General features: G+C 60.4%; 22 protein-coding genes and 3 pseudogenes. 12 read left to right on the top strand and 13 right to left on the bottom strand.

Annotation, left to right across the window (positions count from 1 at the left end; all coding sequences use genetic code 11):
* Positions 1-1,004: 1,004 nt before the first annotated feature.
* A pseudogene (locus YUU_RS61945) lies at positions 1,005-1,232 on the bottom strand (transposase); the annotation flags it as partial.
* A 187-nt stretch (positions 1,233-1,419) separates the two neighbouring features.
* Here YUU_RS61945 and YUU_RS61940 point away from each other — a divergent pair.
* Positions 1,420-1,578, top strand: a complete 159-nt coding sequence (locus YUU_RS61940) for a hypothetical protein (protein ID WP_245288275.1) — start codon at positions 1,420-1,422, stop codon at positions 1,576-1,578.
* Between the two features lie 96 nt (positions 1,579-1,674).
* Here the strand turns inward: YUU_RS61940 and YUU_RS53785 are convergent, their stop codons facing one another.
* A complete protein-coding gene (locus YUU_RS53785; RefSeq protein ID WP_051390193.1) occupies positions 1,675-5,607 on the bottom strand; it encodes a BTAD domain-containing putative transcriptional regulator in 3,933 nt (1,310 codons plus the stop codon).
* 227 nt (positions 5,608-5,834) lie between these two features.
* Here YUU_RS53785 and YUU_RS0141710 point away from each other — a divergent pair, with 227 nt between their 5' ends.
* The 3 genes from YUU_RS0141710 to YUU_RS53780 all read left to right on the top strand — a co-directional run bounded on the left by YUU_RS0141710 (position 5,835) and on the right by YUU_RS53780 (position 7,700).
* Positions 5,835-6,122 carry a hypothetical protein gene (locus YUU_RS0141710; RefSeq protein WP_027527538.1) on the top strand — a complete coding sequence of 96 codons (288 nt, stop codon included), beginning with the start codon at positions 5,835-5,837 and terminating at the stop codon, positions 6,120-6,122.
* Positions 6,123-6,146: 24 nt separating this feature from the next.
* Positions 6,147-6,395, top strand: coding sequence for a hypothetical protein (locus YUU_RS0141705; RefSeq protein ID WP_027527537.1), 249 nt, complete (start codon positions 6,147-6,149; stop codon positions 6,393-6,395).
* A 105-nt stretch (positions 6,396-6,500) separates the two neighbouring features.
* The gene (locus YUU_RS53780) at positions 6,501-7,700 is read left to right on the top strand and encodes a cupin domain-containing protein (protein WP_063621832.1); all 1,200 of its coding nucleotides are present in this window, start codon (positions 6,501-6,503) and stop codon (positions 7,698-7,700) included.
* A gap of 250 nt (positions 7,701-7,950) precedes the next feature.
* Here the strand turns inward: YUU_RS53780 and YUU_RS61935 are convergent.
* Positions 7,951-8,073 (bottom strand): annotated as a pseudogene (locus YUU_RS61935) (IS110 family transposase); the annotation flags it as partial.
* Positions 8,074-10,177: 2,104 nt separating this feature from the next.
* On the opposite strand from YUU_RS61935, the gene YUU_RS0141685 reads away from it, so the two are divergent.
* Positions 10,178-11,338 carry a radical SAM protein gene (locus tag YUU_RS0141685; RefSeq protein WP_198031936.1) on the top strand — a complete coding sequence of 387 codons (1,161 nt, stop codon included), beginning with the start codon at positions 10,178-10,180 and terminating at the stop codon, positions 11,336-11,338.
* 6 nt (positions 11,339-11,344) lie between these two features.
* On the opposite strand, the gene YUU_RS0141680 is transcribed toward YUU_RS0141685, so the two are convergent.
* Both YUU_RS0141680 and YUU_RS0141675 read right to left on the bottom strand, forming a co-directional pair.
* Positions 11,345-12,139: a phosphate/phosphite/phosphonate ABC transporter substrate-binding protein gene (locus tag YUU_RS0141680; protein WP_198031935.1), complete on the bottom strand. Its 795-nt coding sequence runs from the start codon at positions 12,137-12,139 to the stop codon at positions 11,345-11,347.
* A 128-nt stretch (positions 12,140-12,267) separates the two neighbouring features.
* Positions 12,268-13,413, bottom strand: coding sequence for an acyl-CoA dehydrogenase family protein (locus tag YUU_RS0141675; protein ID WP_051390190.1), 1,146 nt, complete (start codon positions 13,411-13,413; stop codon positions 12,268-12,270).
* On the opposite strand from YUU_RS0141675, the gene YUU_RS0141670 reads away from it, so the two are divergent.
* From YUU_RS0141670 to YUU_RS0141650, 5 genes are all read left to right on the top strand, one after another.
* Positions 13,413-13,658: a hypothetical protein gene (locus tag YUU_RS0141670; protein ID WP_027527532.1), complete on the top strand. Its 246-nt coding sequence runs from the start codon at positions 13,413-13,415 to the stop codon at positions 13,656-13,658. The two genes, YUU_RS0141675 and YUU_RS0141670, sit on opposite strands and share 1 nt — an antisense overlap.
* A 109-nt stretch (positions 13,659-13,767) precedes the next feature.
* Positions 13,768-14,472 carry a TIGR04282 family arsenosugar biosynthesis glycosyltransferase gene (locus YUU_RS0141665; RefSeq protein ID WP_027527531.1) on the top strand — a complete coding sequence of 235 codons (705 nt, stop codon included), beginning with the start codon at positions 13,768-13,770 and terminating at the stop codon, positions 14,470-14,472.
* Between the two features lie 5 nt (positions 14,473-14,477).
* Entirely contained in the window at positions 14,478-15,842 is a 1,365-nt protein-coding gene (locus tag YUU_RS53770; protein ID WP_051390189.1) for a DUF2029 domain-containing protein, read from the top strand.
* Positions 15,839-16,918 (top strand): radical SAM/SPASM domain-containing protein, encoded by a 1,080-nt coding sequence (locus YUU_RS0141655; protein WP_035664805.1) that lies wholly within the window; start codon positions 15,839-15,841, stop codon positions 16,916-16,918. Before YUU_RS53770 ends, YUU_RS0141655 begins: the two co-directional genes overlap by 4 nt.
* Complete coding sequence (locus YUU_RS0141650) at positions 16,894-17,613, top strand: glycosyltransferase family 2 protein (protein ID WP_198031934.1); 720 nt, start codon at positions 16,894-16,896, stop codon at positions 17,611-17,613. The genes YUU_RS0141655 and YUU_RS0141650 overlap by 25 nt, the downstream gene beginning before the upstream one ends.
* 34 nt (positions 17,614-17,647) lie before the next feature.
* On the opposite strand, the gene YUU_RS53765 is transcribed toward YUU_RS0141650, so the two are convergent.
* The 4 genes and pseudogenes from YUU_RS53765 to YUU_RS57630 all read right to left on the bottom strand — a co-directional run.
* The gene (locus YUU_RS53765; RefSeq protein ID WP_035664802.1) at positions 17,648-18,379 is read right to left on the bottom strand and encodes a class I SAM-dependent methyltransferase; all 732 of its coding nucleotides are present in this window, start codon (positions 18,377-18,379) and stop codon (positions 17,648-17,650) included.
* Positions 18,380-18,405: 26 nt separating this feature from the next.
* Positions 18,406-19,062, bottom strand: a complete 657-nt coding sequence (locus YUU_RS53760; RefSeq protein ID WP_051390188.1) for a hypothetical protein — start codon at positions 19,060-19,062, stop codon at positions 18,406-18,408.
* Positions 19,063-19,230: 168 nt separating this feature from the next.
* Positions 19,231-19,983, bottom strand: a complete 753-nt coding sequence (locus YUU_RS0141635; protein WP_027527528.1) for a hypothetical protein — start codon at positions 19,981-19,983, stop codon at positions 19,231-19,233.
* Positions 19,984-20,294: 311 nt separating this feature from the next.
* Positions 20,295-20,611 (bottom strand): annotated as a pseudogene (locus YUU_RS57630) (epoxide hydrolase N-terminal domain-containing protein); the annotation flags it as partial.
* A gap of 80 nt (positions 20,612-20,691) precedes the next feature.
* On the opposite strand from YUU_RS57630, the gene YUU_RS60645 reads away from it, so the two are divergent.
* Positions 20,692-20,937, top strand: coding sequence for a hypothetical protein (locus tag YUU_RS60645; protein ID WP_027527526.1), 246 nt, complete (start codon positions 20,692-20,694; stop codon positions 20,935-20,937).
* A gap of 636 nt (positions 20,938-21,573) precedes the next feature.
* Here YUU_RS60645 and YUU_RS59555 read toward each other — a convergent pair.
* The 3 genes from YUU_RS59555 to YUU_RS53750 all read right to left on the bottom strand — a co-directional run bounded on the left by YUU_RS59555 (position 21,574) and on the right by YUU_RS53750 (position 22,916).
* Positions 21,574-21,714, bottom strand: coding sequence for an LPXTG cell wall anchor domain-containing protein (locus YUU_RS59555; RefSeq protein ID WP_156944824.1), 141 nt, complete (start codon positions 21,712-21,714; stop codon positions 21,574-21,576).
* Positions 21,715-22,044: 330 nt separating this feature from the next.
* Positions 22,045-22,401 (bottom strand): hypothetical protein, encoded by a 357-nt coding sequence (locus YUU_RS53755; RefSeq protein ID WP_063621830.1) that lies wholly within the window; start codon positions 22,399-22,401, stop codon positions 22,045-22,047.
* A 143-nt stretch (positions 22,402-22,544) separates the two neighbouring features.
* Positions 22,545-22,916 (bottom strand): hypothetical protein, encoded by a 372-nt coding sequence (locus YUU_RS53750; protein WP_371260581.1) that lies wholly within the window; start codon positions 22,914-22,916, stop codon positions 22,545-22,547.
* Between the two features lie 1,534 nt (positions 22,917-24,450).
* Here YUU_RS53750 and YUU_RS0141585 point away from each other — a divergent pair.
* Positions 24,451-24,642, top strand: a complete 192-nt coding sequence (locus YUU_RS0141585; RefSeq protein ID WP_371260580.1) for a hypothetical protein — start codon at positions 24,451-24,453, stop codon at positions 24,640-24,642.
* Between the two features lie 119 nt (positions 24,643-24,761).
* Here the strand turns inward: YUU_RS0141585 and YUU_RS0141580 are convergent, their stop codons facing one another.
* Positions 24,762-25,004 (bottom strand): hypothetical protein, encoded by a 243-nt coding sequence (locus YUU_RS0141580; protein ID WP_027527522.1) that lies wholly within the window; start codon positions 25,002-25,004, stop codon positions 24,762-24,764.
* Positions 25,005-25,451 lie beyond the last annotated feature (447 nt).

Raw genomic sequence — 25,451 nt, 5'->3', positions numbered from 1 at the left:
GCGATGAGCTCGCCCGAGAAAGATCCCGCCGAACGTGTCGCCTCGATATGCTCGCCTCGAGGCCAGACTATTCGATCCAAGTGATCGAAAACCTGCCGGTGAAAGGAGCCGGCACCGTTCTGTCGTTTATCGCGGCCTGGGGGCCGGCGACGGGAAAAGGCAGGATCAAAACCCGTCACTGGCGAACGGTTGATCGGAGCGGCTGTGTGTGGCGGGACCACCGAGCGCCACAATAGGCGACCACGGCCAACCGAACGCGTGTTGTTCGGTCAGCGCGCGGGCGCTGCTAGTACGTTCTGCCGGGTCTTCGCTATTGAAGTTGGCCCGGTGTTCGTGTACGAACGAGTTGCTGCAGCCACATGAGACGAAATTGAGCCCTCGCGTTTGCCACCGCGGGGGCTTCGTCTTTTATCGGGTGTGTCGTCGATCAGCGCCGCAACGTCTGCTGCGAACTGTCTCGTTTCGAACGCCGGAGCGTCGTCGCTAAGACCAACTTGGAATCTGCCATCGTCGCGCTGGATGATCAGTTTGGGTGAGGGCGCTGAAACACCTTGCAGAACAATGCTGGGCGTTTTCCCCAAACTTCGGGGTAAGTGCTTGATCCGTTTCGATAGCCGCGCTTCCCTAGGGAGCGCCAGCAATTTCAATGGCTTAGATGGGTTTTTGGGGCTGCCGCCTGAGCCCTTCTCCAACTTTTCTCCAACCGAAGGTTCAAACTTTTCCCTACCGAAAATTCGAATTTGCGCATGCAGCTGGCGGCTGTTCTGGCCGCAGCCGAGCAGCGGCGCATCATCGGCGAGCAACCTGCGGCCCAGATGCCGTCTACGGACTATGCGGCGATCGTCGAAGACATCAGGAAAGGTTGAGGGATTTCGCCACCGTGGACGTATCGGAGCGATAGAGATGGCGACCGAAAGGGTCGCCCGGCAAGAACCGCAGGTCCTCATCCAGAGCTTCCGAATCGCGGTTCGGAAAGCAACCTACTAGCGAGGAGCATGCTGTTTTTATACGGAAACATATCCAGAGTTTCTGAGATAGTTTGCGCACTCGGTGCTTGAGAAGAGGTCGAGGAGTTCACCGACGACGTCGCGAGGCCCGGCGGCTCGGACCAGGTGTTTGAGTTTGGCGAAGACCTGCTCGATCGGGTTGAGGTCGGGGCTGTAGGGCGGCAGGAAGAGCAGATGTGCTCCCGTGGCGCGGATGGCGTTGCGGGCCGGCTTGCCCTTGTGACTGCAAGCAGCAATATGTCTTTGCCAGCCTCTGAACCGCAAGGTGATGGCGACTGCGCTGCGCGGCACAGGTCAAGGGCAAGGTGAAAACGCCCGGCATCTGCGCGCTGCTCGGCCTCAAGCCGTTCACGCCGCACGACCTGCGCCGGACGGCGGCGACCTTGGCGGGCGACCTCGGCTTTGACGACGCATGGATCGCGAAAAGCCTCGATCATGTCGCGACGCGAGCAAGAAGCAGGAGCAGATCGTGCCCACCGTCACCGGCCGTGTCTACGTTCACATCGGGCGGATGAAGGAAAAGCGCGCGGTGTTGGACGGCGACTCTGGTTCGGGCGCCTTTTTCTTTTGAAATGCCCTTAAACGTGCCATATGGCCGCTCAGTCGAGGCTTGGCTGTGTAGAGCGCAATCGACCAATGTGCTCAAATCATACACCGGCCCTGCCCGTCAGCCAGCGAGCTCATCGAGTGTTAGCTTGGCTTGTCTCAGAATCGGCGTGTCGACCCCCTCCGTGAACCAGTTGTAGATCGGCGCGAGCAGATCGCGGGCTTCATCACGCTTGCCCTGGGCCAGCCACAGCCGGGCGAGAGAGGTGGCGGCGCGCAGCTGCCAAGTCCTGGCGTCCTGCTTCTGCGCGACCGCAAGGGCACGATGAAAACAGAGCTCCACTTCGGCCGGCTCCGTCTGCCGATGTGCAAGCAGCCACTCTCCTTTCAGGCGATGCAGTTCTGCCTCGAAGAGGCGTTCGTGCCTTCTTTCGGCAACGTCCAGTGCCTTGGTCAGCAGGTCCATCGCCTCCTCGGGCTGATCCGCATGTTCGCAGCATTTGGCGAGCAAGCTAAGCCTCCAAGTCTCGCCGATCGATGCGCCAGTTGCCTTCACATCTTCACAGCCCTCGCGAGCGAGCGCCAGTCCTCTCGCTGCCTCGCCGCGCGTCACAAGCACGTGACCGCGCAACACTGTGCAATTTGCTAACCAAAATGGAAATCCTTGCTGCGTCGCAATTGCAGTCGCTTCCTCCAGTGGGTCGAAGGCAGCCTTCTCATCGCAACACAAAAGATGCAGGACAGCCGCATGCCACAGCGCATAAGCCAGGCTATGCGAGTGGCGCAAAGTTCGACCCCAGAGTACCGCCTGCTCGGCCCGCGACAGTGCCTGGTCCTGGTGGCCAAGCATGAAGAGATTGTGGGCCAAGTAGCTGAGCGCATTTACCTTGTAGTCAACGATCGTAGCGCTTAGAGGGAGCCGGTTCGTTTCGGAAGCATAGATCACAAGCACACGCTCCAAATGATGCTTGCACGAGGCAAATTCTCCGGAAAAATTCAGGGAAAGACCCATGGTAAGATGACCAGCCAGCATTGCACGCGAGTCATCCTGTTTGTCGGAGAGACGTAACAAATTCTCAGCGCACTCCCGCGCTGCAATGTACTCGCCTCGCGTGTTGTGAAACGCGCCTTGTCCGCGGAGCACGGATGCAAGTGTGGCGGCGTCGCCGAGCTGGGCGCACAATTCACGGGCACGCGCATAGGCTTGGCCGGTTTCCGGTGCTGCATAGCCTCTGGAGGCAGCGAGAGCTACACCGAGGGTCACCTGGAGTGGGAGTTCTTGCCGCCCGCGATCCGCCTCGTTCGGCAGGGATGACAAGAGCTCCAACCCCATCTGCAACTGCGCCACCGCCTCAGTCATGGCTCCACGTGCAATCGCTTGCTGGGCTGCCTTGAGCCGATAGAGCACAGCCTTGTCGACCAGGCCAGCTTCAGCAAAATGCCGCGCCAACAGGTCGGGCTGCGTTTCTACGATTTCCGCAAATCGCCGCTCCAGAACTTCGCTGATGCGATTGTGCAGCTGCTGCCGCTGGCTGCGCGACAAGGTGCCGTGAGCCGCTTCCTGCACAAGGGCATGTTTGAAGGTGTACTCCGCATCGGGTGCGGCTCCCCGCCGGAAGATCAGTTCAGCGCTCACCAACTGGGCAAGCGCGTCATCGACCTGCTGCTGCGGCCCTTGCGCAACGGCTGATATCAATTCATGAGAGAATGAACGACCAAGGGCCGCTCCGATCTGTGCGATCTCGCTCCCTGCAGGAAGACGATCCAGTCGCGCAAGAAGGGAAGCTTGCAGCGTGGTCGGGATTGCCAGCGAGGCCACCGGCCCGGTCGCGGCATAGCGATCGCCGGCTTCGACGAGGACGAGTGTGCCACTTTCAACTACGGTCTTGGTCAGCTCTTCGATGAACAGCGGCACGCCGTCGGTGTGATCGATGATTTGGTCGGCGATCTCTTGGGGCAACGCCTTGCCGCCGGTGACCGCCGCGATCACCTCGGCACGCAGGGCGGGCGGCAGGCGGTTGAGCGTGAGCAGAGTCACGTGCGGGCGGCCGATCCACGGGGGCGTGAACTCCGGCCTGAAGGTAATGATCAGAAGGACCGGCAGGGCGGGCACCCGTTCGACGATCAGGTCCAGGAGCTCCAGGGATGTAGGATCAATCCATTGGACATCCTCGAACACAACCAGCACGGGTTTACGCGCAGCCATCCCCTCGAGCTGCGCCAACAGCGCCCGTAGCGTCTTCTCCTTGCGCTTCTGCGGAGTGAGACCGAGTGGCGGATAGCGGTCGGTGGTTGGCACGGACAGAAGATCCGCGATCAGCGGAACAGCGTCCCTGAAATCGTTCGTCGCCAGTACCGCCTCAAACTTGTCGAGCCGCTGCTGGTCGGTGTCGTCGCGCCGGAATTCGGCCGCTCGCTGGAACCGGCTGATGATCGGATAGAGCGCGCTGTCCTGGTGATGAGGCGAGCAGAAGTGCCGGAGGCGGGTATGTGTCTCCGCTTGAAGTCGCTCCTGTAGTTCCACGGTGAGGCGTGATTTGCCGATCCCCGGCTCGCCCGACAGCAGCACCACCCGTCCGTCCCCACTCGCTGCCTGTCGCCAGCGGCGGAGCAGCAACTCCACTTCTTCATCACGACCGATCAGCGGCGTGGTGGGCGCGCGCAAGGCTTCGAAACGGCTGTCGATGCCGCTTGGCCCCAGCACCCGCCAAGCCGGGACCGGCTCGGAGAATCCGTTGAGCGCTATCTGGCCAAGGTCGTCGCCGTCGAACAGTTTGCCGACCAGCTGGCGGGTGCTCGCCGCGATCACAACCGTGTTCGGCTCGGCGATCCTTTCCAGGGCCCCCGCGAGTTGCACAGCTTCGCCGATTATCATCTGCTGATCCGCACCACTTCCGAGGAGATCGCCGACCACGACCGGACCGGTTGCGATGCCCGCACGCAACTGAAGGGAGCCGGTGCTGCCGCCATCGAGCCTCGAGACTGCATCGACGAGGGTCAGACCAGCGCGAACCGCGCATTCGATGTCATGCTCGTGCGCCTGTGGATGGCCGAAAAAGGCCAGCATCTCGGTCCCGAAGAGCTTGTACATCACGCCGCCGGACCGAGCGATGATCGGCATGCAGCAGCGCTGATAGGCAGCGATCAGGGCCTGCAGTTCCTCCGGATCGAGTCGGGCCGCGATCGCGCTCGTGCCGACGAGGTCACAGACAAGAACCGTCGCGTGCCGGCGTTCCGGCGAACGCGGCGTTACTGGCGGTTCAGTTTCGACATCGTCGACGGGCGTCTTAGCGGCCAAGTTTAAGGTCTGGTCCTTCTGCTGGTGCCAGTCACGAAGGATCTCACGGCGCAATGCCTTGGTCGCCGCGTCCGGTTCGATCCCCAACTCCTTTGCGAGCAGATCGGCGCAGGTGCGATATTGGCGAAGTGCCGCGCCGTGTCGGCCCTGTCGGCAATAGAGTTCCATCAGAGTACGATGGATACGCTCCTGCAGAGGGTCGGCCGCCAGCAGCCGCGCCGCGATGCGAATGCCACCTTCGATAGCGCCCGTCGACAATAGATGGTCCAGCAGCCTGGTCATGGCTTGCAGCGCCAGTTCGCGGAAGCGCTCGCGTTCCGCCGTCTCCCAGCTCTCAAACTCGGGTGCGGTGACCTGGAAACCCTCGAGAAGTTCGCCGCCATAAAGTGCGACGGCCTGCTCGAGACTGTCCGCTCCCCGTTGCGCAACTAAATCCCCAAAGATTATGGCATCGGTGGCCAATGAAGATGGCTTAAAGCTGATCGTGTCTTCGTAAGCCATCAAGGCGTGCGGGTCGACATGCGACAGCGCCTTGCGCACGAGGGTGAGCGCCTGTCGTAGACTGTCGCGCGCCTGCGCCTCGCCGCGGTCGCCCCATAACAAAGTCGCAAGCTTTGCGCGCGCTTGAGCCTGGCCCGCGTGGAGCGCGAGATATGCCAGAAGCGCCCCGGCCTTTTTTGTCGACAATGGAACCGGCTCGCCGGAATCCGTCTGGAGCCGGAGACCTCCGAGAAGGGCGAGATTGACCTTCCACATCCCCGTCGCACTCAGGAACAGCGCGCTCGCCGAATATTTTGCATCTTTATCACGCTCAGAACCACACGTCGATTGCGGCAGCGGAGTAGTTGTGGCGACGCTAGTTTTGCCAAAGGCAGCATCCTCGCCTGACCGATAGCCAACTCAGAAGTCCAGGAGACCTGACTGCTATCCTGGCGCGTCGTCGATGCTGCATGTGAACAGGCTCACATCAGCAGGAGATTGCCATGAAGACGGCGTTCCTGATGGCCGCCATCGCGGCGGCAACAGTTGTTGGCTCCAACGCGGGGGCCGCAGAGCTCCCGACCTTTGAACTGACGGGGTTTCCAATTACGCCACACCAGGTTGCGCTGATCGGAGGCGCAAACCTTCAGGAGCAATCGCCCACCCCAACGCTCACGTTCGGCGGCATGCCGGCGTCTCCCGTTCAGATAGCCATCTTGACTCCGCGCCACAGCATGATGGCGAACACGATGTCCCCTAAGGCGACCACAATTGGCGTCGCGAGCAAATAGGGTGCGAGAGGTGCGAACTGGGGGATGCTGACAGCCTTGTTGCTTATTTGCTCGGCCGCGGTCGTCGCCGAATCCCACGAGTGCACCCGCATCAAGGCAAACACGGTGCTACGCGTGCCGGCCGAGTTCGGCAATCCGGCGACAAGCTTCATGCAGGCCCAAGCCTACTTGGCGGAGAATCCAATTGGGCACGAGCTTGATGCAAATGAGCGGGTCAAGGTGATCTGCGTGCGAAGCGAAATGATCGCCAACGCCCCAACGCATCGTCGATGATGGAAATTGAAAGTTGTCCGTTCGCACGACGCTGCATTTTTCCGCTCGCGTGACACACTCTACCGCGTCACCTCCAAGCTTTTTTCGGCAACAGGGAGCAGGACCATGTTTGATACGAATCGACGCGCTTTCCTTGGGGCATTGGCATTCGGTGCCGGCGGCCTGGCCGCCTCTCGTTCCTTCGCGAACGACGGACATGCGGCCGGCTATGATGTCGCGCCGGCCTCGACTTTCGTGCAGACGATGCCGCGCAAAGGCGGCGACCCCCTCAAGTTTACATTCCCGCTCGACAGCGGACCGATCAAGGCAACGTCCGGCGGGTGGGCGCGCGACTTCACCAGCGCGCGGTTTCCGATTGCCACGGACATCGCGGGGGCCCATCTATTCGTGAATCCGGGCGGCTCGCGCGAGATGCATTGGCACAATTCCGCCGAATGGGCCTTAATCCTGGGCGGCCACTGCCAGGTGACGGTGGTCGATCCGGAAGGCGAAACCGAAGTCGCAAATTATGGGCCCGGCGATTTGTGGTTCTTTCCCAAGGGCCACGCGCATGCAATCCAGACCCTCGGCAAGGAGCCATGTCATGCGATCCTTGCCTTCGACGACGGGCTCTATTCCGATCACGGCACCTTCGGCATCAGCGATTGGATGAGCCGCTTCGATTCGACCATGCTCCAGCAGGCCTATGGCTTGCCCGCCGATTTTGTCGCCGGCATTCCCAAGGCCGAAACCTACATCAATCAGGGCGAGGTGATTGCGCTCGACAGTGAGCAGGCCCGCAACGTCAAGGTGCTCAACGCTGCGCGGAGCCATCGCTATTCGTTGCTGAAGCAGAAGCCGCGCGAAAGCTCGCCCGGTGGAACCTTGTATGTAGCATCGGCGGCCGAATATCCGGTGTCGTCGACGATGACCGGGTGGTTCCTGCAGCTTAAGCCGGGCGCGTTGCACAAGCCGCACTGGCATGCGCACGCCAGCGAGCTGCACTATGTCGTGAAAGGGCGCGTGCGCATGACGCTCTTCGGCACCGATAAGCGCATGGCAGCGAGCGAGGTCGGCCCGGGCGAATGCGCCTATCTCCCTCAAGGTTGCGGTCACACCGTGCAAAATATCGGAACTGAACAGGCCGACGTTGTCGGCGTGCTCAACAGCGGCGTATACAGCGAAAGTTCGTTGTCGGACTGGCTCGCGAACGCTCCGCGCCATCTGCTTGCCAATAACTTCGGCTTGCCGGAGGCGAGCGTTACCCCAATGGGCGAGAAAAAGTCGATCATCGCTGGTGCTGGATGTGTTCGGCCTGTTTGCTGACCGCTGGCCCTGATGTAGTCCGCGGATCGGGTCCCAATCATTTTCACGGGCTCTAATGGGCGTGTTGAACAACGGCTGTTGCACCGATGACAAGCAACCGTCGGAGATAGCGATCTCCCTGCTTATGCCCATGACCCAGAAGCGGGTTGTCCCAATCGACGGCTCGACCGTTTCGCATCACGCCATCATCACCCTCGCAATTCGATTGTCTTGCCCCGCCGTCGCCTCACGCTCCCATTGCCAAGCCTCTTCAGGCGGCTGCAGCAAGCTCCGGCGCGCGATAGTATCCTCCCTTGGCCATGATTGCCCAAGCGATGCGTGCCATCTTGTTGGCAACGGCAACGGCGACGAGCTTGGCCGGCTTCCTGGCCAGCAGCCTTATGATCCAGGGATGCTTGAACGGCGCCCGCGTTGCAAGAAGAATCTGACGTTCGGCTTGCGGTCGGGTGCAAGTCATAGTCAGCCGATCAGCAAGCCTTGTTGATGTTGCATCGAACGCGGGATCTTTTAATCCGTCAGCGAAAGAGCGTTGAGTAAACGAGATCGCGCCGGAGACCCTGGCGTGATGTGATGTAACGGTTCTCTTAGCAGGCAGGACCGGCTCGCTCGGTCGAAAATGATGTGGTGGACGACGCCCGCTCCCCGACAAGCCGCGCGAACCGTTCCTATTGAGGCCGAACCTCGCTCGCGTTGGGGCGCACGGCACGGTGCGAGCTTCATGGAAAACCCTGCTGCCTCCGCAGACTTTGTGCCGTTCCCTTCTTGCCGCCTCCGCCCTTTTCCAACTCTGGATATAGCCAAGCAACGCGCATCGCTTTCTGCCCCTTGGTGCCATCTGCACCATGGCGCGTCCCCTCGATCATTGCTAGAGCGCCAGCCACCAAACCGCCAGCGCGACCATGACGACGATCGCCGCGACGAAGATCAACGCTTGCACGTTCGACATGCGCCACATCGCGCACCGCCTTTGTGTGCGAGATGGTTCAATAATTAAACGCGATTTCGCGCGTGGCAAATATCCTTTCACCGCGCCGTCGTGTACCCCGCATTGTTCTACGCGCCCCGGAGAACCCGGAGCCAGAGGGACCTGCATCAGCCCGGACCGGCGGGTCTGGTTCGAGGACGAGATCATCGCTTGGCAGAATGCGGTGGACGAGTTTGATCCCACCCGGCGAAGGGGCAAAGCGCGTCGCCACGTCGCGTGACTTACCCGGTGTCGCACCGCTAGCAGAGGATGAAGCTGTGAGCGACACAACTCGGCAACGTCAGCCGTGACTTTTTCAAGATCGTAAGGCTTCTCCCATCGCCGCACATGCTGGAAGCGGTCGGGGATGGTCTCCATAGCCAGTCGTGAAAATGAAGGGCTTTCCGACACGCATGAGATCAAAGGGCAGGCCGCGCGCATGGGAAAAGGAGGAGGCGCAGGCCCACCATCGCAAACGTTACGCCACGGATACCAGAAACTCGGCCGAGAGCCGTCGTGAACGTAGGTAGCGCTCCAGGGACTCGAACCGCCGACGCCCTCGGACGTATCGATGTGCTAACGGTGACGCGCTCTCACGCGAGCAGCGCCGTGTAGTCGGGTATGATCCTCGCTGGGAGAGGCGCTTCCTTATTTGGAAATGGCTGCTAAGCAATTGATATTACTAGAGGCGAATTCGGGCGTTTTTTTCCAAATGCCGCTTGAAATCGTTGAATAATTAAGCAGGTTTTGATTCCGCCATTCGGAGGTTCGATCCCTCCCGCCCCAGCCAGAACCAAGCTGCTGAATTCATTATTTTAAACAGATCTACGTCCACCAATTTCTGAGCGCGTTTGGAAACAGAGCCTCTCAGGCTTGGTTGAAAATCGAAGGTATCGCGCGCGTTGTCCTATATCGGGTTATCTCTTTTCGCTCGTCTCAATGTATATCGCGGAAATTGTCGGGGAGCAGGTCTGTTTCATACTGATCGTAGGATAGAGGGCCACGGCGAACAAATCGGACAACCAATCGATGCATTTGTACGTATTTGTGTACGTATTTGGCGTCGAGCTGCGCCTGCCCAGCGAAGGGCGTTCGAGCCGCGGCTACTCTGTGCAAGTTCACGAGCCGCGCGATGGAATTGTAAGGTCTCTTAACGAGGCGACTGAGTTACTGCACATCTCTAAACGGAGGCCGCCAACGTGTCTTAATGCAGGCTGCGGCCTTGACACCACGATGCAGCGTTATCGCTTCTATCTGTTGGACGAGCTCATCCGCGCGCGCCTAACCAATCGTCGGACATCCTGCTCGGCCCATCACGTTGGCTTTGCCGTTTTCATATTGGGGCGGTTTAGACCAAAGTTCTGGCTCGATCCGGCCGGACCTGCGGTCCCCACTCAGCGCTTTTCGGTCGAGCTCACCTTGCTGCCATTCCCGAATGTAGTCGAACAGGGTCGTTGCATACGGCCAGAATCTGCCGACCATTCTCGACTGGCATGTCGGATGCCATCATGCCTTGCCCGCCGACCAGGGGTCCTTGATTGCGCCCATCGCCATTTCGATCTCGGCTGGCGACGCCAGGCAGCTCAATTTGGAGATCCAGGCTCGTCTTGGATTTCTTGAGGCAAAAGCTATGATATCCCGCATGACCAATGCCAACGTTGAGCTCGACGCCGGCACCAAGACATTCGCCTCGGGCCTCCTGCCGGATTTGATCGCTGCACTTCGCCGCAGCCGTAAGGGCGATCTGGTGGCAGTAGTCAGCAGCAATTCAAACATCGGCCCCGAGCTCGAGGCATGGTGTCGCTTCACCCGCAACAGTTTGATCGACACCGCATTCGAAGACGGTCGCACCAGATGGGTGCTCCGATACGGAGAGGCTCCTGAGAATGTGGGAGAAGATCGGCCTGTCGGCTCTCGCCTATGGCTTTACACCAACTTCGACTGCAACCTGAGCTGCGACTATTGTTGTGTGCGCTCGTCGCCCAAAGCGCCGCGGCGCGCGCTTGGCTTCGAGCGGGTGCAACGCATCGCTGTCGAGGCGGCGGAGCTCGGTGTGCGCGAGATTTTTGTCACCGGCGGTGAGCCGTTCATGCTGCCGGATATTGGCGAGATGCTTGTCGCCTGCGCCGCGGCTGCGCCGACCACGGTCCTCACCAACGGCATGCTCTTTGCGGGACGTCGGCTCGAAACGCTGCGCTCGCTGCCGCGGGAGCGCGTCACTTTGCAAATTAGCCTCGACAGTCCGACGCCGGAGCGCCACGACCGCCATCGCGGCCAGGGGACATGGGCGCGCACCTGGAACGGAATCGAGCGGGCCCGCGCCGAGGGATTTCGAGTGCGGTTGGCGGCGACAGTTTCAACTGACGCAGAGGCGGAAGAGTTTCGTGACTTCCTTGACGCCCATCACGTGAGCGGGGTGAATCGGGTGATCAGGCGAATTGCGCTCCGAGGCTCCGCTACGCAGGGCATCGCGTTGGCAAGGGCAGATCTGGTTCCCGAGGTAACGATCACCGCAGAAGGCGTATTTTGGCATCCGGTTGGCGCTGAAGACAACGACCTCCTGGTCAGCCGCGACATCTTTCCGCTTGCCGATTCCTTCGCGGCCGTGCGCCGCGCCTATGATCGCGAATCCGAGCATCAACGCCGCTTGGCGACGATCTTCAATTGCGCCTGATAGCGTTCAGGGCCGCTTCAAAAAGCCCTGTTGCGCAGAAGCATCCCGCAATTCGGCATACGCTTCAAGTTGAGGCGCTATCCATTGTCGGAGCCCTTCTGCTTCGAGCACGGGGCGATGCGCCGGATTGTCGTAGCTCATTCCAAATAGTGCTTTGGCAAACGCCTGCTCCAACGCAGGGTCGAGATCAGACCGAGCAGTAAACATGCAGTGATTATAGGGCCGAGAGGTCCAGATCTCCGTCAGCGCGCCTTCGGGCACCAGGCGCTCGCTGCGCACGGTACTCCAGAATGGGCTGCCAATGGCGCCGGCATCGGCACGACCGTCAAGTACCGCACGTATGACGTCGGCCTCGCTTGTCCCGGTGTCTCCATGCTTGCCGAGGTCGGTGTTGAAGCGCAGCGATCGGTAATCCTTCCCCTCGGCCAGTCCCTCGCGCTGCAGAAAATAGACGGGGAGGATTGCTGCATGGCCGCTGTCGCGGCTGCCGAGCGCGAGTGTGCGATTTCTGAGATCGGCGAGCTTGGCCACCGGCCCACCCGTGACGGCGACGATCTTGGTCATCCAGCCTATATCGGTGTCGCGCATCGCGATCGGTCGGCAGCGGTGGTCGCTCCAGGCATCGGCCTGGACATAAGCGAGGTTCGTGTTCCACCCGATGTCGATGCGCGGCAGCGGCTCGTCGGGCGAGGCGAGGAGGGCGGCGACCTGCGTCTCGTAGCTCTGAAACAGCACCACCTCGACAGGTAGATGCGCTTCCTCGTGAAAGTACCGCCGCATGCCCTCCCAGATGCTGACCACCTTCGGATCATATGCGACGGCACCTACCCAGATTGTCTGGCTCATGACTGCTCCACCCGCCACGCTTGATATTCGGATGCGATCAATTCGCTTGCAGACTGCTTCCGAACGCCGCGACACTCGCGTGCTCAGAACAGCGGTAGTCCCAAAACGGCCTTGCCGATGAACTCGCGCAAAACATCGCCCGTCGGCGCCATGATTGCTCCCGCATGGGCATCGCGGAACAACCGCTCGATCGAGAGATGCCTGGAAAACGCTGCGCCCCCACACACTCGCATCGCTGCCGAGGTGACGGCGATCGCAACATCTCCCGCCGCCGCCTTGCTCTCGAGCACGCGCAACATGGTCGCCTCTTGGGGCCGTTCAAGGTGATCGATGAGATCGTCGACGCGCGCGGCGAGCCCATCGGTGTCGATCTGCATCGTCGCAAGCTGCGCGCGGAGCGTCGGCAGGCTCTCTCCGAGGGTCTGGCCCAAATGCTCGAAGCGAGCGCTATTGAGATGGGCCGCGGTCCCCGCGACCGCGGCCCGGCAAAGACCAAGCGCGACCGCCGATGTCCCGAGGTTGAACAGCGGAAGCACGACCTCCAGCATCGCCTTGAACCCCGCACCGTCGTCGGTCAGCTGGAACTCGGGTGCGATCTCACAATCCTCGAGGATCATCGGCGCGGAGGCGTTGGCCCGCATCCCAAGACCATCCCAGGCGCCCGCGACCGACAGTCCGAGCGTGTTACTCGCAACAAGATAAAGGGTTGAATCCGTTGGGCTCTTGCCTTCAGGCGCAAGCGCCGAGACCACATAGCTTTGCGCGTGACCGGCGCTCGTCACCCATGATTTCTTGGCAGTGAGATGCACATTGACAGCGTTTCGCTTTGCGCGCGAGACTGGTGCCCAGAAGTGGCTGCGCGATCCGGCTTCGCTGAATGCTAGGGTCGTCAGGTGTCTTCCGGCCAAAATGTCCGCCAGTGTCTGCGAGACCGCGGCACCCGGACGAGCTCCCGCAATCGTTGCGGTGGCGCACATGTGCATCAAGTAAACCATCGCGGCGGACGCGTCCGCCTCCGCAAGCGTGGCGATGACGGCGGCGAGCGTCCGTGGTCCAAGCGCCGAGCCGCCGACCTCAGTGGGCAGCGTGATTCCGAGCAATCCGGCCGGACCAAGCGCCGCAATTGCCTCGGATGAAAATCGAGCTTCCTTGTCATTTTGCCTGGCCGCCGGCGCGAGAATGCGATCGGCGATTTCTTTGGCATTCGAAACTGCGGTCTCGTGGTTCATTGACAATCCCCGACACCTGCGCACAGCCTGCCAAGTTCGAAATTAGCGAACCCGCCCTTTTCTTGCGACCAATGCTACGCGACCCGCAGCACCGGATCAACACGACCGGCTTCGGGGTATGGCAGAATCTGGATATTCCAGCAGCGAGCAAGGGCCGTGGTTATTACGTTCGTCAAAGCCATTTTGTTACATCCTTCGAGATCTTTTTAAGGCTCGGTGAAACCTTTGGCCTCTTCCGGCGGTAGCTATCCGGCGACGCTTGCCGGCTGTCGATGAGAACGCTACCAATGACCGGCAATGGTGTGACGAGGTTTGTCCGGCGATGGCGGTCAATGATGGCGGGGCCCCGCTGCCGTGAGCGGCGCGGCGATCGGGATCATCGGCAAGGCGCCGCAACCCGGCCGCTCAAAGACGCGGCTTGCGGGGGCCATTGGTCCTGAAGCCGCTTCCGAACTGTCGGCTTGCTTTCTGCGCGACGTCGCCGCGGCCATAGAGGCGGTACCGGAGGTGCTTGGCAGGCGCGGCTATGGCGTCTACGCGCCGGCCGGCGCCGAAGACGTTATTCGGCAGCTGCTTCCTGCGGGTTTCGGACTGCTGTTACAGGCCGGCGAAGATCTCGGACACGTGCTGCTTGGCGCTACGTGTGCGCTCCTCGATGCCGGACATGACTGCGTCCTGCTCGTCAATGGCGACAGCCCGACCCTGCCAACTCGCCTGCTGTTGCAGGCGATCGAAGCCCTGCGCGAGCCCGGCGATCGGATGGTGCTCGGGCCGGCAAGCGACGGCGGCTACTATCTCATCGGCTTGAAGCGTCCGCATCGGCAATTGTTCACGCGGATCGCGTGGGGAACGGATAGCGTGGCGAGCAGCACTTGCGAGCGCGCCGCCGAAATCGGACTTGCCACGACGCTGCTTGCGGAATGGTACGATGTCGACGACATCGAAACTTTGCGCTGGCTTCAGGACGAACTGGCCGGGCACTCGACCCGCTTTCTTGGCGGAGGGTTTGCTGCGGCGAGCCGGGCCTTTCTCCGAGCCGCGCCGCTGACAAACCTGTGAAGCCAATGTCAGGGACTGCAACCAATCAATTCGGTCGACTGGCGCGCTTCGCGGACAACGTGCTTCCGCTTCATCTTCTGGTGGGCATCGGCATTGTCGTCGTCGGCTTGACGCTTGTGACCCCGTTCGCCCTCGAGGCTTTCGGTGACAACGCCTTCATGGCCGCAACTATCCCTGCAGGTTTACTGACGATTGCGGCGACACAGCTCGCCGAGCGCGCGCCAGATAGGCGTGCGCTGTGGTTCGTCTTTGGCCTTGCGATCGTCCTGAGAGGCTATGCGCTGTGGTTCGATCCGCTGCTGTCCAGCGACGTCTATCGCTATGTCTGGGATGGCAGGGTTCAGGCCGCCGGCATCAATCCATACCGCTACGTCCCCGCCGATGAGGCGCTGGCGTTTCTACGAGATGGAACGATCTTTCCCCACATCAATCGGGCCGATACCGCCGTCACCATCTATCCTCCGGTGGCGCAATTTTTCTTTCTCGTCGTCACGCGAGTCGGTGAGAGCGTGACTGTGATGCGTGTCGCGCTGCTGGGGTGCGAGTCCGTCACTGTTTTGGTGATAGTGCTCCTGCTTCGGCGAATGGGCCGCCCGCTGACGCGGGTGACCGCCTATCTCTGGCATCCGCTTCCCATATGGGAGATTGCCAATAGCGGCCATGTCGACGCGCTCATGGTGGCGCTGATGCTGCTCGGCCTGTGGATTGCGCTGGCCGGTCATGCGCTCCGCGGTGCCGTCGTGATCGCGTTTTCGGTGCTGGTGAAACCATACGTTGCGCCGGTGCTGGCCGGGATCTGGCGGCCGTGGGACGTCAAAATGCCGCTCGTCGTAATCGCCACCGCCGCACTTTGCTATCTTCCCTATTTGTCGGTCGGTTGGGGAGTTCTCGGCTTCCTGACCGATGGCTATCTGACGGAAGAGGGCATCCGTGCCGGCAATGATCTCTGGCTGTTGTCGCTCTGGCGGCTAGTGTTTGGCGAGCATCAAAGTGATGTCGTCGCGTACGTTGTGCTGGCCGCGCTGATCCTCCTTTTCAAAGGGCTTTCTGTGGCCCGCAGCTCTCATCGCAGCATCGCCTCCACGCTTGCCGACATCAACATGCTGTTACTCGTTACGCTCCTGTTATTGTCGCCAAACTATCCTTGGTATTTTCTTGTCATCACGCCTTTTGTCGCCCTGTGTGGGTCCGCTCCAACATGGGTCGCGTCGATCGGAGCGCTGTTGCTGTCAGAGCAACTCGACTGGGATTTCTACATTCCAAGAATGGTGACCAAGTCGGTACTGTTCGGAGGTCTCTTGCTTGCTTGGGCCTTCATGGCCTGGACGACTCGCATGCAGCGAACCGCAGATACAGGGACATCGGCATGAGTAGTTCCGGCGAAGTGGCAGGTGCCCAGGCGCGCTTCGATCCGCGCCGCTATCACGAGCAGGTCACGGGCGAGCGCACCGAGGTCACGCAGCGACCGCCGGTTTGCCTTTATCTCGAAGTGACCAATCGTTGCAATCTCTTGTGTACCACTTGTCCTCGCACCTATGAGGAGCTCGAGCCGGCGGCAGACATGAGATGGGACCTGTTCACGTCGATTGTCGATCAGGCGCCCGGTCTTACGCGGGCGGTCCTGCATGGCGTCGGCGAACCGATGCTGGTTGCGAACCTGCCACGGATGGTCGGGTACCTGAAGGACCGCGACGTTTACGTCCTGTTCAACACCAATGGAACGGTTCTCAGTGAGCGCAACGGCCGTGCGCTGATCGACGCCGGACTTGATGAATTGCGTGTGTCGCTCGACGCCTCAAACCGCGAGAGTTTTAAGGCGATCCGGGGAAGGGATTATTTCGGCCGCATCACCCGCAATGTGCGTGCGTTTCGCGAGCTGCAGGAGCGGGAAGGGCACAGGAAGCCGCTCGTTTCCATCTGGCTCACAGGCCTCAAAGAGACTGTCACGGAACTCCCGGCATTCGTGAAGGTTGCGGCCGAAATCGGCGTCAAGGAAGTCTATCTGCAACGGCTGGTGTTTTTTGACGAAGCGGCAATCGGTAAGGCGCGGCCGGATCAAGCCTTGTTCGAGCGCCTGACCGAGGGGGAAGCCGAATGTCTGAAGCAGGCCGAGGATCTGGCGCGCTCCCTTGGCGTGACCTTCAGCGCGTCCGGCGCGGCGAGCGAGCCGGGATTAAGTCTGAAAGGCAGCGGTGACAGTTCGCCTTGGTCACTGTGCCGGCGCCCGTGGTCGCTGATGTATTTCACGGCCAATGGCCGCGCATTGCCGTGCTGTATCGCGCCGTTTTCGCAGCACGGTTACGACAATTATACCCTTGGGCATGCAGGGCGGCAGTCCTTGCGAGAAATCTGGAATGGGCCGGCGTATCGGGACTTTCGCGCGGCGCTGCTGTCCGACGAGCCGCCGAAAAGCTGCGCCAATTGCGGTCTGCGCTGGAGCCTGTAAGCGAGGTGGCCGTCGTTTCAGCGATCATTCCCTGTCTCGACGAGGAAGCGGCGATTGGGCCGGTTGTGACCGCGGTGCTGGCGCAGAATGTGAGCGAAGTTATCGTGGTCGACGGCGGCTCGCGGGATCGTACCGCCGAGCGGGCCGAGGCCGCTGGGGCGCATGTTGTTGTAGAGCCGCGACGCGGTTACGGTCGCGCAATCCAGGCAGGCATTGCTGCAGCGCGTGACGACGCCGACATTCTTCTCTTCCTCGACGGCGACGGCAGCGATCCTGCAGAATTCATTCCCGAGTTGGTGTCGCCAATTGTTGCGGGCCAGGCTGTCTTCGTCCTCGGCTCGCGCGTTCGCGGTCCACGCGAGCCCGGCAGCCTGGCGCCGCAGCAGCTCATCGCGGCCCATGTCGGCCGGCTGCTCCTTCGATTCGCCTACGGCGCAAGCTTCACTGACCTGTCGCCATTTCGCGCCATCCGCCGGGACGAACTCAACCGTCTTGGCATGAAAGAGGAAACCTATGGCTGGAATCTGGAAATGCTGATGCGGGTCGCGGCCGCCCGGCTGCCGGCACTGGAGATCGCCGTTGGGCAACGCCACCGGATCGGCGGCGTATCGAAGGTGTCCGGCAATCTCATCGCGGGCGTCAAGGCGGTCTGGTCCATTTCGACGACGTTCGTTCGCCTCGCGCTTGAGCTGTGAGCTTCTTACAGACAATAGCTGTCGGGAGCGGTCATCAGCGCGCGCCGCAAGCAACGATGTCGCGGGGAGACTTTCGGCCGGCTCCCCCAGGTGGAGAAAACACCGCCAGGTATCCGCCATCGCCTGCGAGCTGATAAGTGGCTATCTCGTGAAAGCCGACGGCGGACAGTTCGCAACGCAAGAGCTCAATCGGCGTGCCATGCTGCGGCGTTGGGCGTTCGAGGTCGACAATGCCGATGCGTGCGCCCGGCTTCAAGGCAGGCGCGAGATTGTAGAGGAAGGCATAGGGCTGGGTGATCTCGTGATACATGTGAACGAGGATGGCGGCATCCAGCGAGGACGCGGGCAGGCGAGGGTCGTGCGGTTCGCCCAGCGCGAATTTGACGTTTGTCAGCTTAAGGCGTTCCGTTCGCCTGGCGAGCTCAATGAGATAATCCCTCGTGACATCCTCAGCGACGACGGAGCCGCTGGGGCCGACGAGCGGCGACAGACGAACCGTGTGGTAGCCACTGCCCGCACCAATGTCGCCGACCGTCATGCCCGGCTTTAGTTCAAGGCGGCGGGCGACCTCACCGGCCTCATTGAGGGCGTCACGGTGTTCCTCGGAAGAGCGGCGTGGGCTGACGATCTCTGCAACCGGGCGCCGTGGTGAGGGAAACTCGATTGCGGCAACTCCGGGCGGAGCCAGGTAGCCGATGTCGGCGGCGTGTGCGCAAGTTGGACCCAGCGCCACAAGGAGCGTCACTGCGCGGGCCAGTGCTATCATGGGGCTCGTCCTCAAAACGTTGGCGACTAGCCCGCGATATTGAAGAACCAGCCGACAAAGCCCTTCCCCTCGCGCACGGTGAGGACGTTGCGGCGCAACCAGGCATCGAGGCCGAGACTCCGGCCGGCACCCTCGAGCGCAAACAGAAACATCAGCAGGGCCAGGCACATATACGTCCACGGCCACTCGGACGGGTTGGCGTAGAGGCCGAGCCAGAGCTGCAGCGTATAGACCAAGGCCAGTACGCCCACGAACCGCACCGCAAGCCCAAGCAGCATCGACCCGGCGAACACAAGCTCGGCCAGAAAGACGACCGGCCCGAAGATCGTCATGTGAGGCAACACCGTGTCCTTCAAAAACGTACGGTGAAACTCGAAGGCCGCGCTCGTCGATTCCTGTTCGGTCCAGTACTGCAGACCGTCAGACACGGGTAGCGGCAATTTCCACAACATCCCCTGGAACCAAAGGCAGCCGATCAGGACGCGGGCCAGCCAGATTCCCAGGTGTCTGCCGGTCCGTTGCGTCGAATCCTCCTGCCAATTCCGGATGGCCACTACAATGCTGGCAAACAGCAACGCCCAGAACAGTGCAAGGATCAGATAGCGCCAATTTCCTTGGTGGAGATAGTCATTCGTCGTTGCGGTCAGGAAATGCCAGACGTCGGTGAAGGGATTGGTGGGCATGTGCGCGAGCTCCGAACCAGGAATCCTACAGTTCTTCGACGTAACATTGATTGAAGCGTACCGTGCGCATCCATTAGCTAACCAGCGCACCGCCGTGTGGGGCGGTCGGGCGATGCGCTTGGCCCTTACTATCAGCCTATCAGCGGCCCGGACGAGCTCCTCCGACGGTCACTGGGCGTTGATCCAATTATCGGATCCAGTCAGTTTAACGGACACATCCGTAATGGTAATCCGGAAGGTCTCCCCGTCCACCAGCCCTGGATGATCTGTTGAAATCAGGAGTGGGCCAGCCCTTTTGTAGTCCGCATATTTGGCCGACACGAGGTGGGGCGGGTTGGCTGCGCCCCGATGGTAGACGATCTCCTCTATCCGCTTGTCGGCACCAACATAGAGATCCCAGGTGTCGCCGGGCTGGTAGCCGCCCTCTGACGGGTATTTCATCACGACCCGCTGAGCGGACGTGTCACCCGTCGGTCGCTTCTGCTGGCCCTCGTCAGTCGCGGCCGCGCCGTCCCATAGCAGATGGAACGGTAGGAGCAGCCAATACTGATCGTTGGCGAATGCCGGATCGACTTCCTTCTTGACGACATCGCTTTGACTAGAGATTTGTGAGCGCTGATAGGTCACCTTGACCGAATTGCCTTCCTTGTCTTTGCCCTCGAAAGACACCGTGCCGGTCTTCGGGCTCCACTCCCATTTGTTAGAAAGATTGTGACCGCCAGGAAACTCACCATTCCAGGTGTACCGGATTGCCTCGACTTGTCCGAACGAATCGAGTCCGTAGGTCTTGGCGATCTGTTCGGCAATCGCTGGCTCCGCCCTCGATGGCGCAGGAGAGACCAGCAGCATGCTAAAGGCCAGAAGAAAGATCAGATTGAAGTGTCTCGTTTCGCTGCGTGCCAGAATAAGAGTTCTGCTCATATCGAGCTCCCTGATTTTGGATGCAAAAAACGCCGACTGAGCCAAGGCTCGGGTCGCCCAACGCGACTTAGGTCCGGCCGGAACCGAGGCGTAGACGTGGCGGCGGAGAGACTATCTATCGCGTTGCGCACGAATGGCGGTTCGGCAGGTACGTCGCGCCTAAGGAGACTACCCGAACATTCGCGCAGATGCAGGGAAATTGCCTGTTATGTATTGTGAGAGACCGTTAGCGGTCGCGAGCCGCGGCAATACATGTTCCATGCGGCTGAGATCTGCCTGGCCTTTGCGCGGCCAAAGCGTGAACTTGCCGGAGTGGCAGCTTTGCCGAATATCGTTGGGTTCGCCCCCTGGGCGACATAGCGGGCGTAGCCCGGGCGCTTCATCAGTTCCGTCCATGCGTGGCCCATGCGTTCCCGGTGCTCGTCGGCTTGCCGGAGAAACCGTTGCCAGACATCGACAGGATGACGACGTCGAACGCGTCTTCGGCCTTCCCGCCATGCGCGGTTGGATCGGTTAGCGGCCCGATGAGCTTGATCTGCTCCAGCACCGAGCGTGGCCAACCATAATTGATGACCAAGGCAAGCGCGTCCTTGTGGCCCGACCGGACATGGATGAAGTGAATGTCGAGATGAGCGTGCGCACCTGCTCTTTGATGGCTTCGCGAATCGCTTTATCGTTCTCGCATTGTCAACACTTTGGGGGTTCGATATGGACGACGTTAAAGCTGCTATCGAACAAACGACCGATGCAATGGGCGCCCCTCCGGAAGCACCTGCGAAAGCGCCGAAGCCTGAGATGAAGAAAGTCCGGCACGCCGCAAAGAAAGTCGCTAAGAAGGTCGGACCGAAGAAGAAGGTCGGTAAGAAGGCCAAGAAGTCAGTCAAGAAATCCACAAAGAAAGCGCCCAAGAAGGCGAAAGCCAAGAAAAAGAAGACAAAGAAATCGAAGCGCTGAGGTCAAACGAAAACCTCCTGACGAAGGTCGGGAGGTTTTTTGCTTTCGTCTCTTGGAAGGCGAGCCCGCGTCTCGGCGAAGGTCATGCTCGGCTGCAACAAAAAGTGAATCAGAAGAATAGCGCCTCGACTGCGCCTAGCAGAGCGGAGGTGCCCGCTAAAAACGCTGCAAACGCAGTTGAGCCACGCGGCACGCTTTGTCGCGACAAAAGACGGATCGTCATCCGGCGCTTTGTCCCAATAAGACCCCAACTGCGGGATGCGCAGCGACCCTCCGGCGTACCAAAACCCGGCAGCACCCAGCGCGAATAGTGCAAGAGCGATTTCGAGATATCGGCCCATCGCGTAATTTGCGAACACGATTCGGGTGAGGGAGCCACACGTGCAAAAGGATTTCCCCACTCGCGGCGGACCGGTCACCGGCCGATGAGTGTCTAACACTCGCCCAAAAAGCTCAGGAGCCCAACCGCGATGGGGATCAGGGCCGCGCAAGTCCATAACGCGGGTGCACTGGAGCCGAGGCCGGCGACGAGGATCCCAGCGCCGAATCCGACAATTCCGACGGAGATCAAATAGGCGAGCGCTTTATCCATCACCGACGCGCCCCATGAGGGGATCGAACCTTTTTGGGGCTTAGCTACTGGTCTTCAGCAGATTGCTCCGAAGACGGGTCCTTTCGCCTTCGAAAGAGCATACCAAGAACTCCGACTATCACCAGAACGATACCGGCGATGATCAGCCAATGAGGAAGCTGAAGCTGCATCACCTGGTCGAGCATTCTAGGATCTCTTCGACTTCAGCCCGATCTTGGATGAGCCGCTATTGTTTTGGTGCTTCGGAAGGTGCTTCTGGCGCTGGGGGCTCGGCGGCCGGTGTGGTGCCTCTGAGTTCTGACGGAGCCGCACAATCGCCGGCCCAAATCTTGGTGCCCTTTACCGTGCCGACTAGTTTGCAACCCATCGGCGGCTGCGGCTTGGCCTGCACTGGTCTTTTAGCCGCCTTCGGTGAAGGACTCTGAGCAAGCGCACTCGTTGCAAACAAAAGGGCGAGAAGTCCGACCGCTACCTTCATGATTTTCGTACCCCACTTTCCCCTTTTCGCTCGGCCTTCATGGAGGGCGCTGGATTATTTCGACTTTGCCTTCCAGCCCGATCTGGATCAGCCGGCGGATAACCTCGATTTGATTTACGGGCTCATTGGTCGTCCCAATGTAACATCCGCTCAGGTACTTCAGGAAGGCTTGGCAGGCCTCCTCCGCTTCAGTGAGAGTCTTGAAGGGCGAGCCTATCAATTTGATTGCAGGTCTGTTCGGATGGATGGGACGCCACGAGGCAAGAAAGCCGGGTCGTCCGTGAAGACCAGGACCAGTGCGGCTATCGAAGCTGATCACGAACGCAAAGCCGCGGCTGCTCGCGCTCCACACTTCCAGATCCTTCACGGGACTCATTATGCGGCTGAATTGCATGATGCATCCGACAAAGGCCCGCCCTGCCGGAATAGAAACTGATTTTAGCTGAGTCGGAAAATGCAGCGAGGCGGAATTAACGGCAGTTTTCCCCAAGCTACGTCGGATGCGGTGGCACGCTACGGCTGGAAACTTGGAACGGGTCAAGCCTGCGAGAGCGCGTCCATCACCCGGTGCATCGCCGGGTGGGTGCGGTTCTTGACCTTCACCCAATACATCGACCGTCCGGCCTGATACGGCCGGTCCCGGTGCTTCGAGACCAATCCTTCCAGCCCAATGTGGCAGGCCGCCCGGAATAGGTCTGGCCCGATCTCGCCGCTCTCGAAGGGTGCAACAGTGATCCCGTCCGGTCGCCTCGCCAGAAACCGCTCCAGGTTCGACTTGTAGTGCAGCGGCAACTCCCGTAGGTCGTTACCGCCCATGGCGAGAATGTCGAAGGCGTAGAGCTGAACTTCGTGATCGTGCTTGCGGGAGTGGAGCGCAATGAAATCGGAGATTCCGTCGACACCGAGCACCACAGCCTCGCCATCGATGACGAAAGGCGTTTGCCGATTCCTCTGCAATCCATGGATAGCGCTTGGTCCAGTCGCTGCCGTTGCGAGACAGCACGCATCACGATCTTGAGCGCATCATCGGGCAACGGCCGTTGCAGCGCCTACGCCTCATCCCATGGCGCGCGCATCCAGACATCGCGCTATTCATCGGGTCGTTAGGATCACCGGCATCGCCTTCGGATGGATCGGTTTCCCAATGCGTTGGCCTCGGTGTTCGCGCTTGTCACGGCGCTCGAAGAGTTGGTTTCCCGGAAGATCAGCTTGCTTGACATAACTCAAGGGCGGCCTTTGCGGGACAATCTCAAAATGGCGGCACGTACGAGATGACGCTCAATCGCAAATGGGGCTGGTGGGAATGGAGGGTAAGTGACCGTTCCGGGAAGACTATTACGTTCGGACGCGTGATTTCGCATTCCGCAGCAAGGTACAAAGCCGCGCGGGCCTTGTTTCAACTATTGCTCACGTCGGGGCTATGTGATCTGGAGAAATTGAAACGCAGGCAGCGTCGCTGAGTAAGGGACAGCGCCCCCTAGGTTCATTTGGGCCCCGTGGTGGATGGGCTGGTCAGACCAAGCTATTCGCGTCGCGCATCGGCCCTTAGGCCGTCGGGCGTAACCTCATAGTCCTCGCCTCGATGCCTGAGCCAGCCTGCCTTGACCATCGCGATTGCGGTCTCCTCGCTGCATAAACGGTGGTTGTCGCCAGGAGAATACAGTTTCCCATTGTGCGCGATCAGGCGACCGTACAGGTGCGCCTGCCTCAACACTCTGCGCATTCCGGGCGAGGGCATGACCATAGCGCCTATCAACTTTGGCTGCCCGTATTTGTTCCGGTGAATTTATCGCTGCGCGTCGTCGGCGGCGAAGGGGAATTCCCGGAAATCGATGCAGTTGGGCACGGCGAGAGCGACAGCCCGTCACCGAGACGGAAATGCCAATCTACTGTCCCATGCCACAGCAGAAAGGCCGCCCGAAAGCGGCCTCTGAAAGTCTAAAGCGCTGATCTAATAAAGTAGGTCAAAGAACCTTTGGCAGCATAGCCGCCCGCCCCCGGGCTCAACATCGGTACGAATTCAAACTTCTTCAGACCCCGGTACCAGCAAGGCTACGCTTGGCAGGTGCGGTCGCACAAATGAATTATTTTTCCGGAGAAGGGAGTGCTAGCACCTCAGCCGCACGTTCGGCCGCGATTCGGGACCGAGGTGCCTTAAAGCCAGTCGCGGGACTTGGCGACGATGGCGGAGAGGATGCTGAGGCGGCACCGCAAGCCGGCCGCAACTGGTCCGGGACAGTAGTGTCCCAATTCCCACACTGCGACCGGAAAGGCGTCTGTTCGTCGGCTTTCGAACAGACGGGGTAGGCCATCTGTTCAAACCTTGCGGCGTTTTCATACCGATGGATATTTGCGATCCGCTACAGGTGAACGACTGGGGACGGCCCTGCAATTCCACCGTGCCATCGAACACATGGAAATATGGAGCGCAAGCAGCGAGGGCTTGTCGTTCGTGATCAGCTATGAGAGTCCCACGGGCCCCGGCTTTCGCGGGCGCGCCGGCTATGTGGCGTCGTGGCGCCGCGCTATCGGGGGCAGCGGCGCGATCAAGATCGGCGGTTCACCGTTCAAGACTTTCGCGGAAGCCGATGAAGCCTGCAAAACTATGCTTATGCACCTCAACAGAGATCACTGAAATCACGCTCGTTGGCGGAAACATCACTAAATGACCCGGCTCGGAAGTCTCTGCTACGTTGCAGCTTTGTGTTTCGACGATGCTTCATCGAGATTTTTTTTCTCCCCCGGCTGGGTCGATCACTTACCCCTGTTCTTCCATTCAGCCCGAAGTTTACCGACTGCGTGCTGCACCTGGGTCCATGACAGACCAAGGTCACGCGCCGCCTCTTTGCGGGAGCATCCTAGGTGAGTCTCGTAGTAACCGCGAACTCGCTCCATATTGAACGCGGCCGTGTCGTGCACACTCGGACTGAGCTGAGCACTTGCTGCCGTGCGCGCGAGATCGATGATCCACTTCGGCGCTTCGGCAAGGTCACGCATTCAGCATCCTCCAAACAAGAAATCGTCCATTCCGTTGTTGCCGAATCCGGTGACTGGCCCCTCTGCTTTGTCTTGAAACACAGTGGGACTCTTCGAGCCAGGCCGGATTATCCGAGGCCACTCTGGCGCAACGCTCTCGCCAAGGCTGTGACGCCTATCACGCTGGCCTGCGTCACGACAGCCGCCTTTTTCAACGGAATCGGCCCGTCAGCGAAGTGGCGGCACGTCTTGTTGAGGTCCGTTCAGCGCAGTGAAGCGGTCGAGATTTGCTCACGTTGAGTTCTTCGCATTGTGACCCGGAACGGAGTGCGCCAGGAAAGCTGGCAAAGAATAGGAGGTGAAAGTCCCCCATGGGGTAAGGACTAGCCATCCACCCCGACCCCGAGTGATGCGCGGCGTCCCGCAAGGGCCGACGTGAAGCGTTCACAGGGGAGACCACGGGCCAAG

The organism is Bradyrhizobium sp. Ec3.3, from assembly GCF_000472925.1.
Taxonomy (GTDB): Bacteria; Pseudomonadota; Alphaproteobacteria; order Rhizobiales; family Xanthobacteraceae; genus Bradyrhizobium.
Note: the sequence above shows the minus strand (reverse complement) of the source record. Positions and strands in the feature narration are given on the sequence as shown.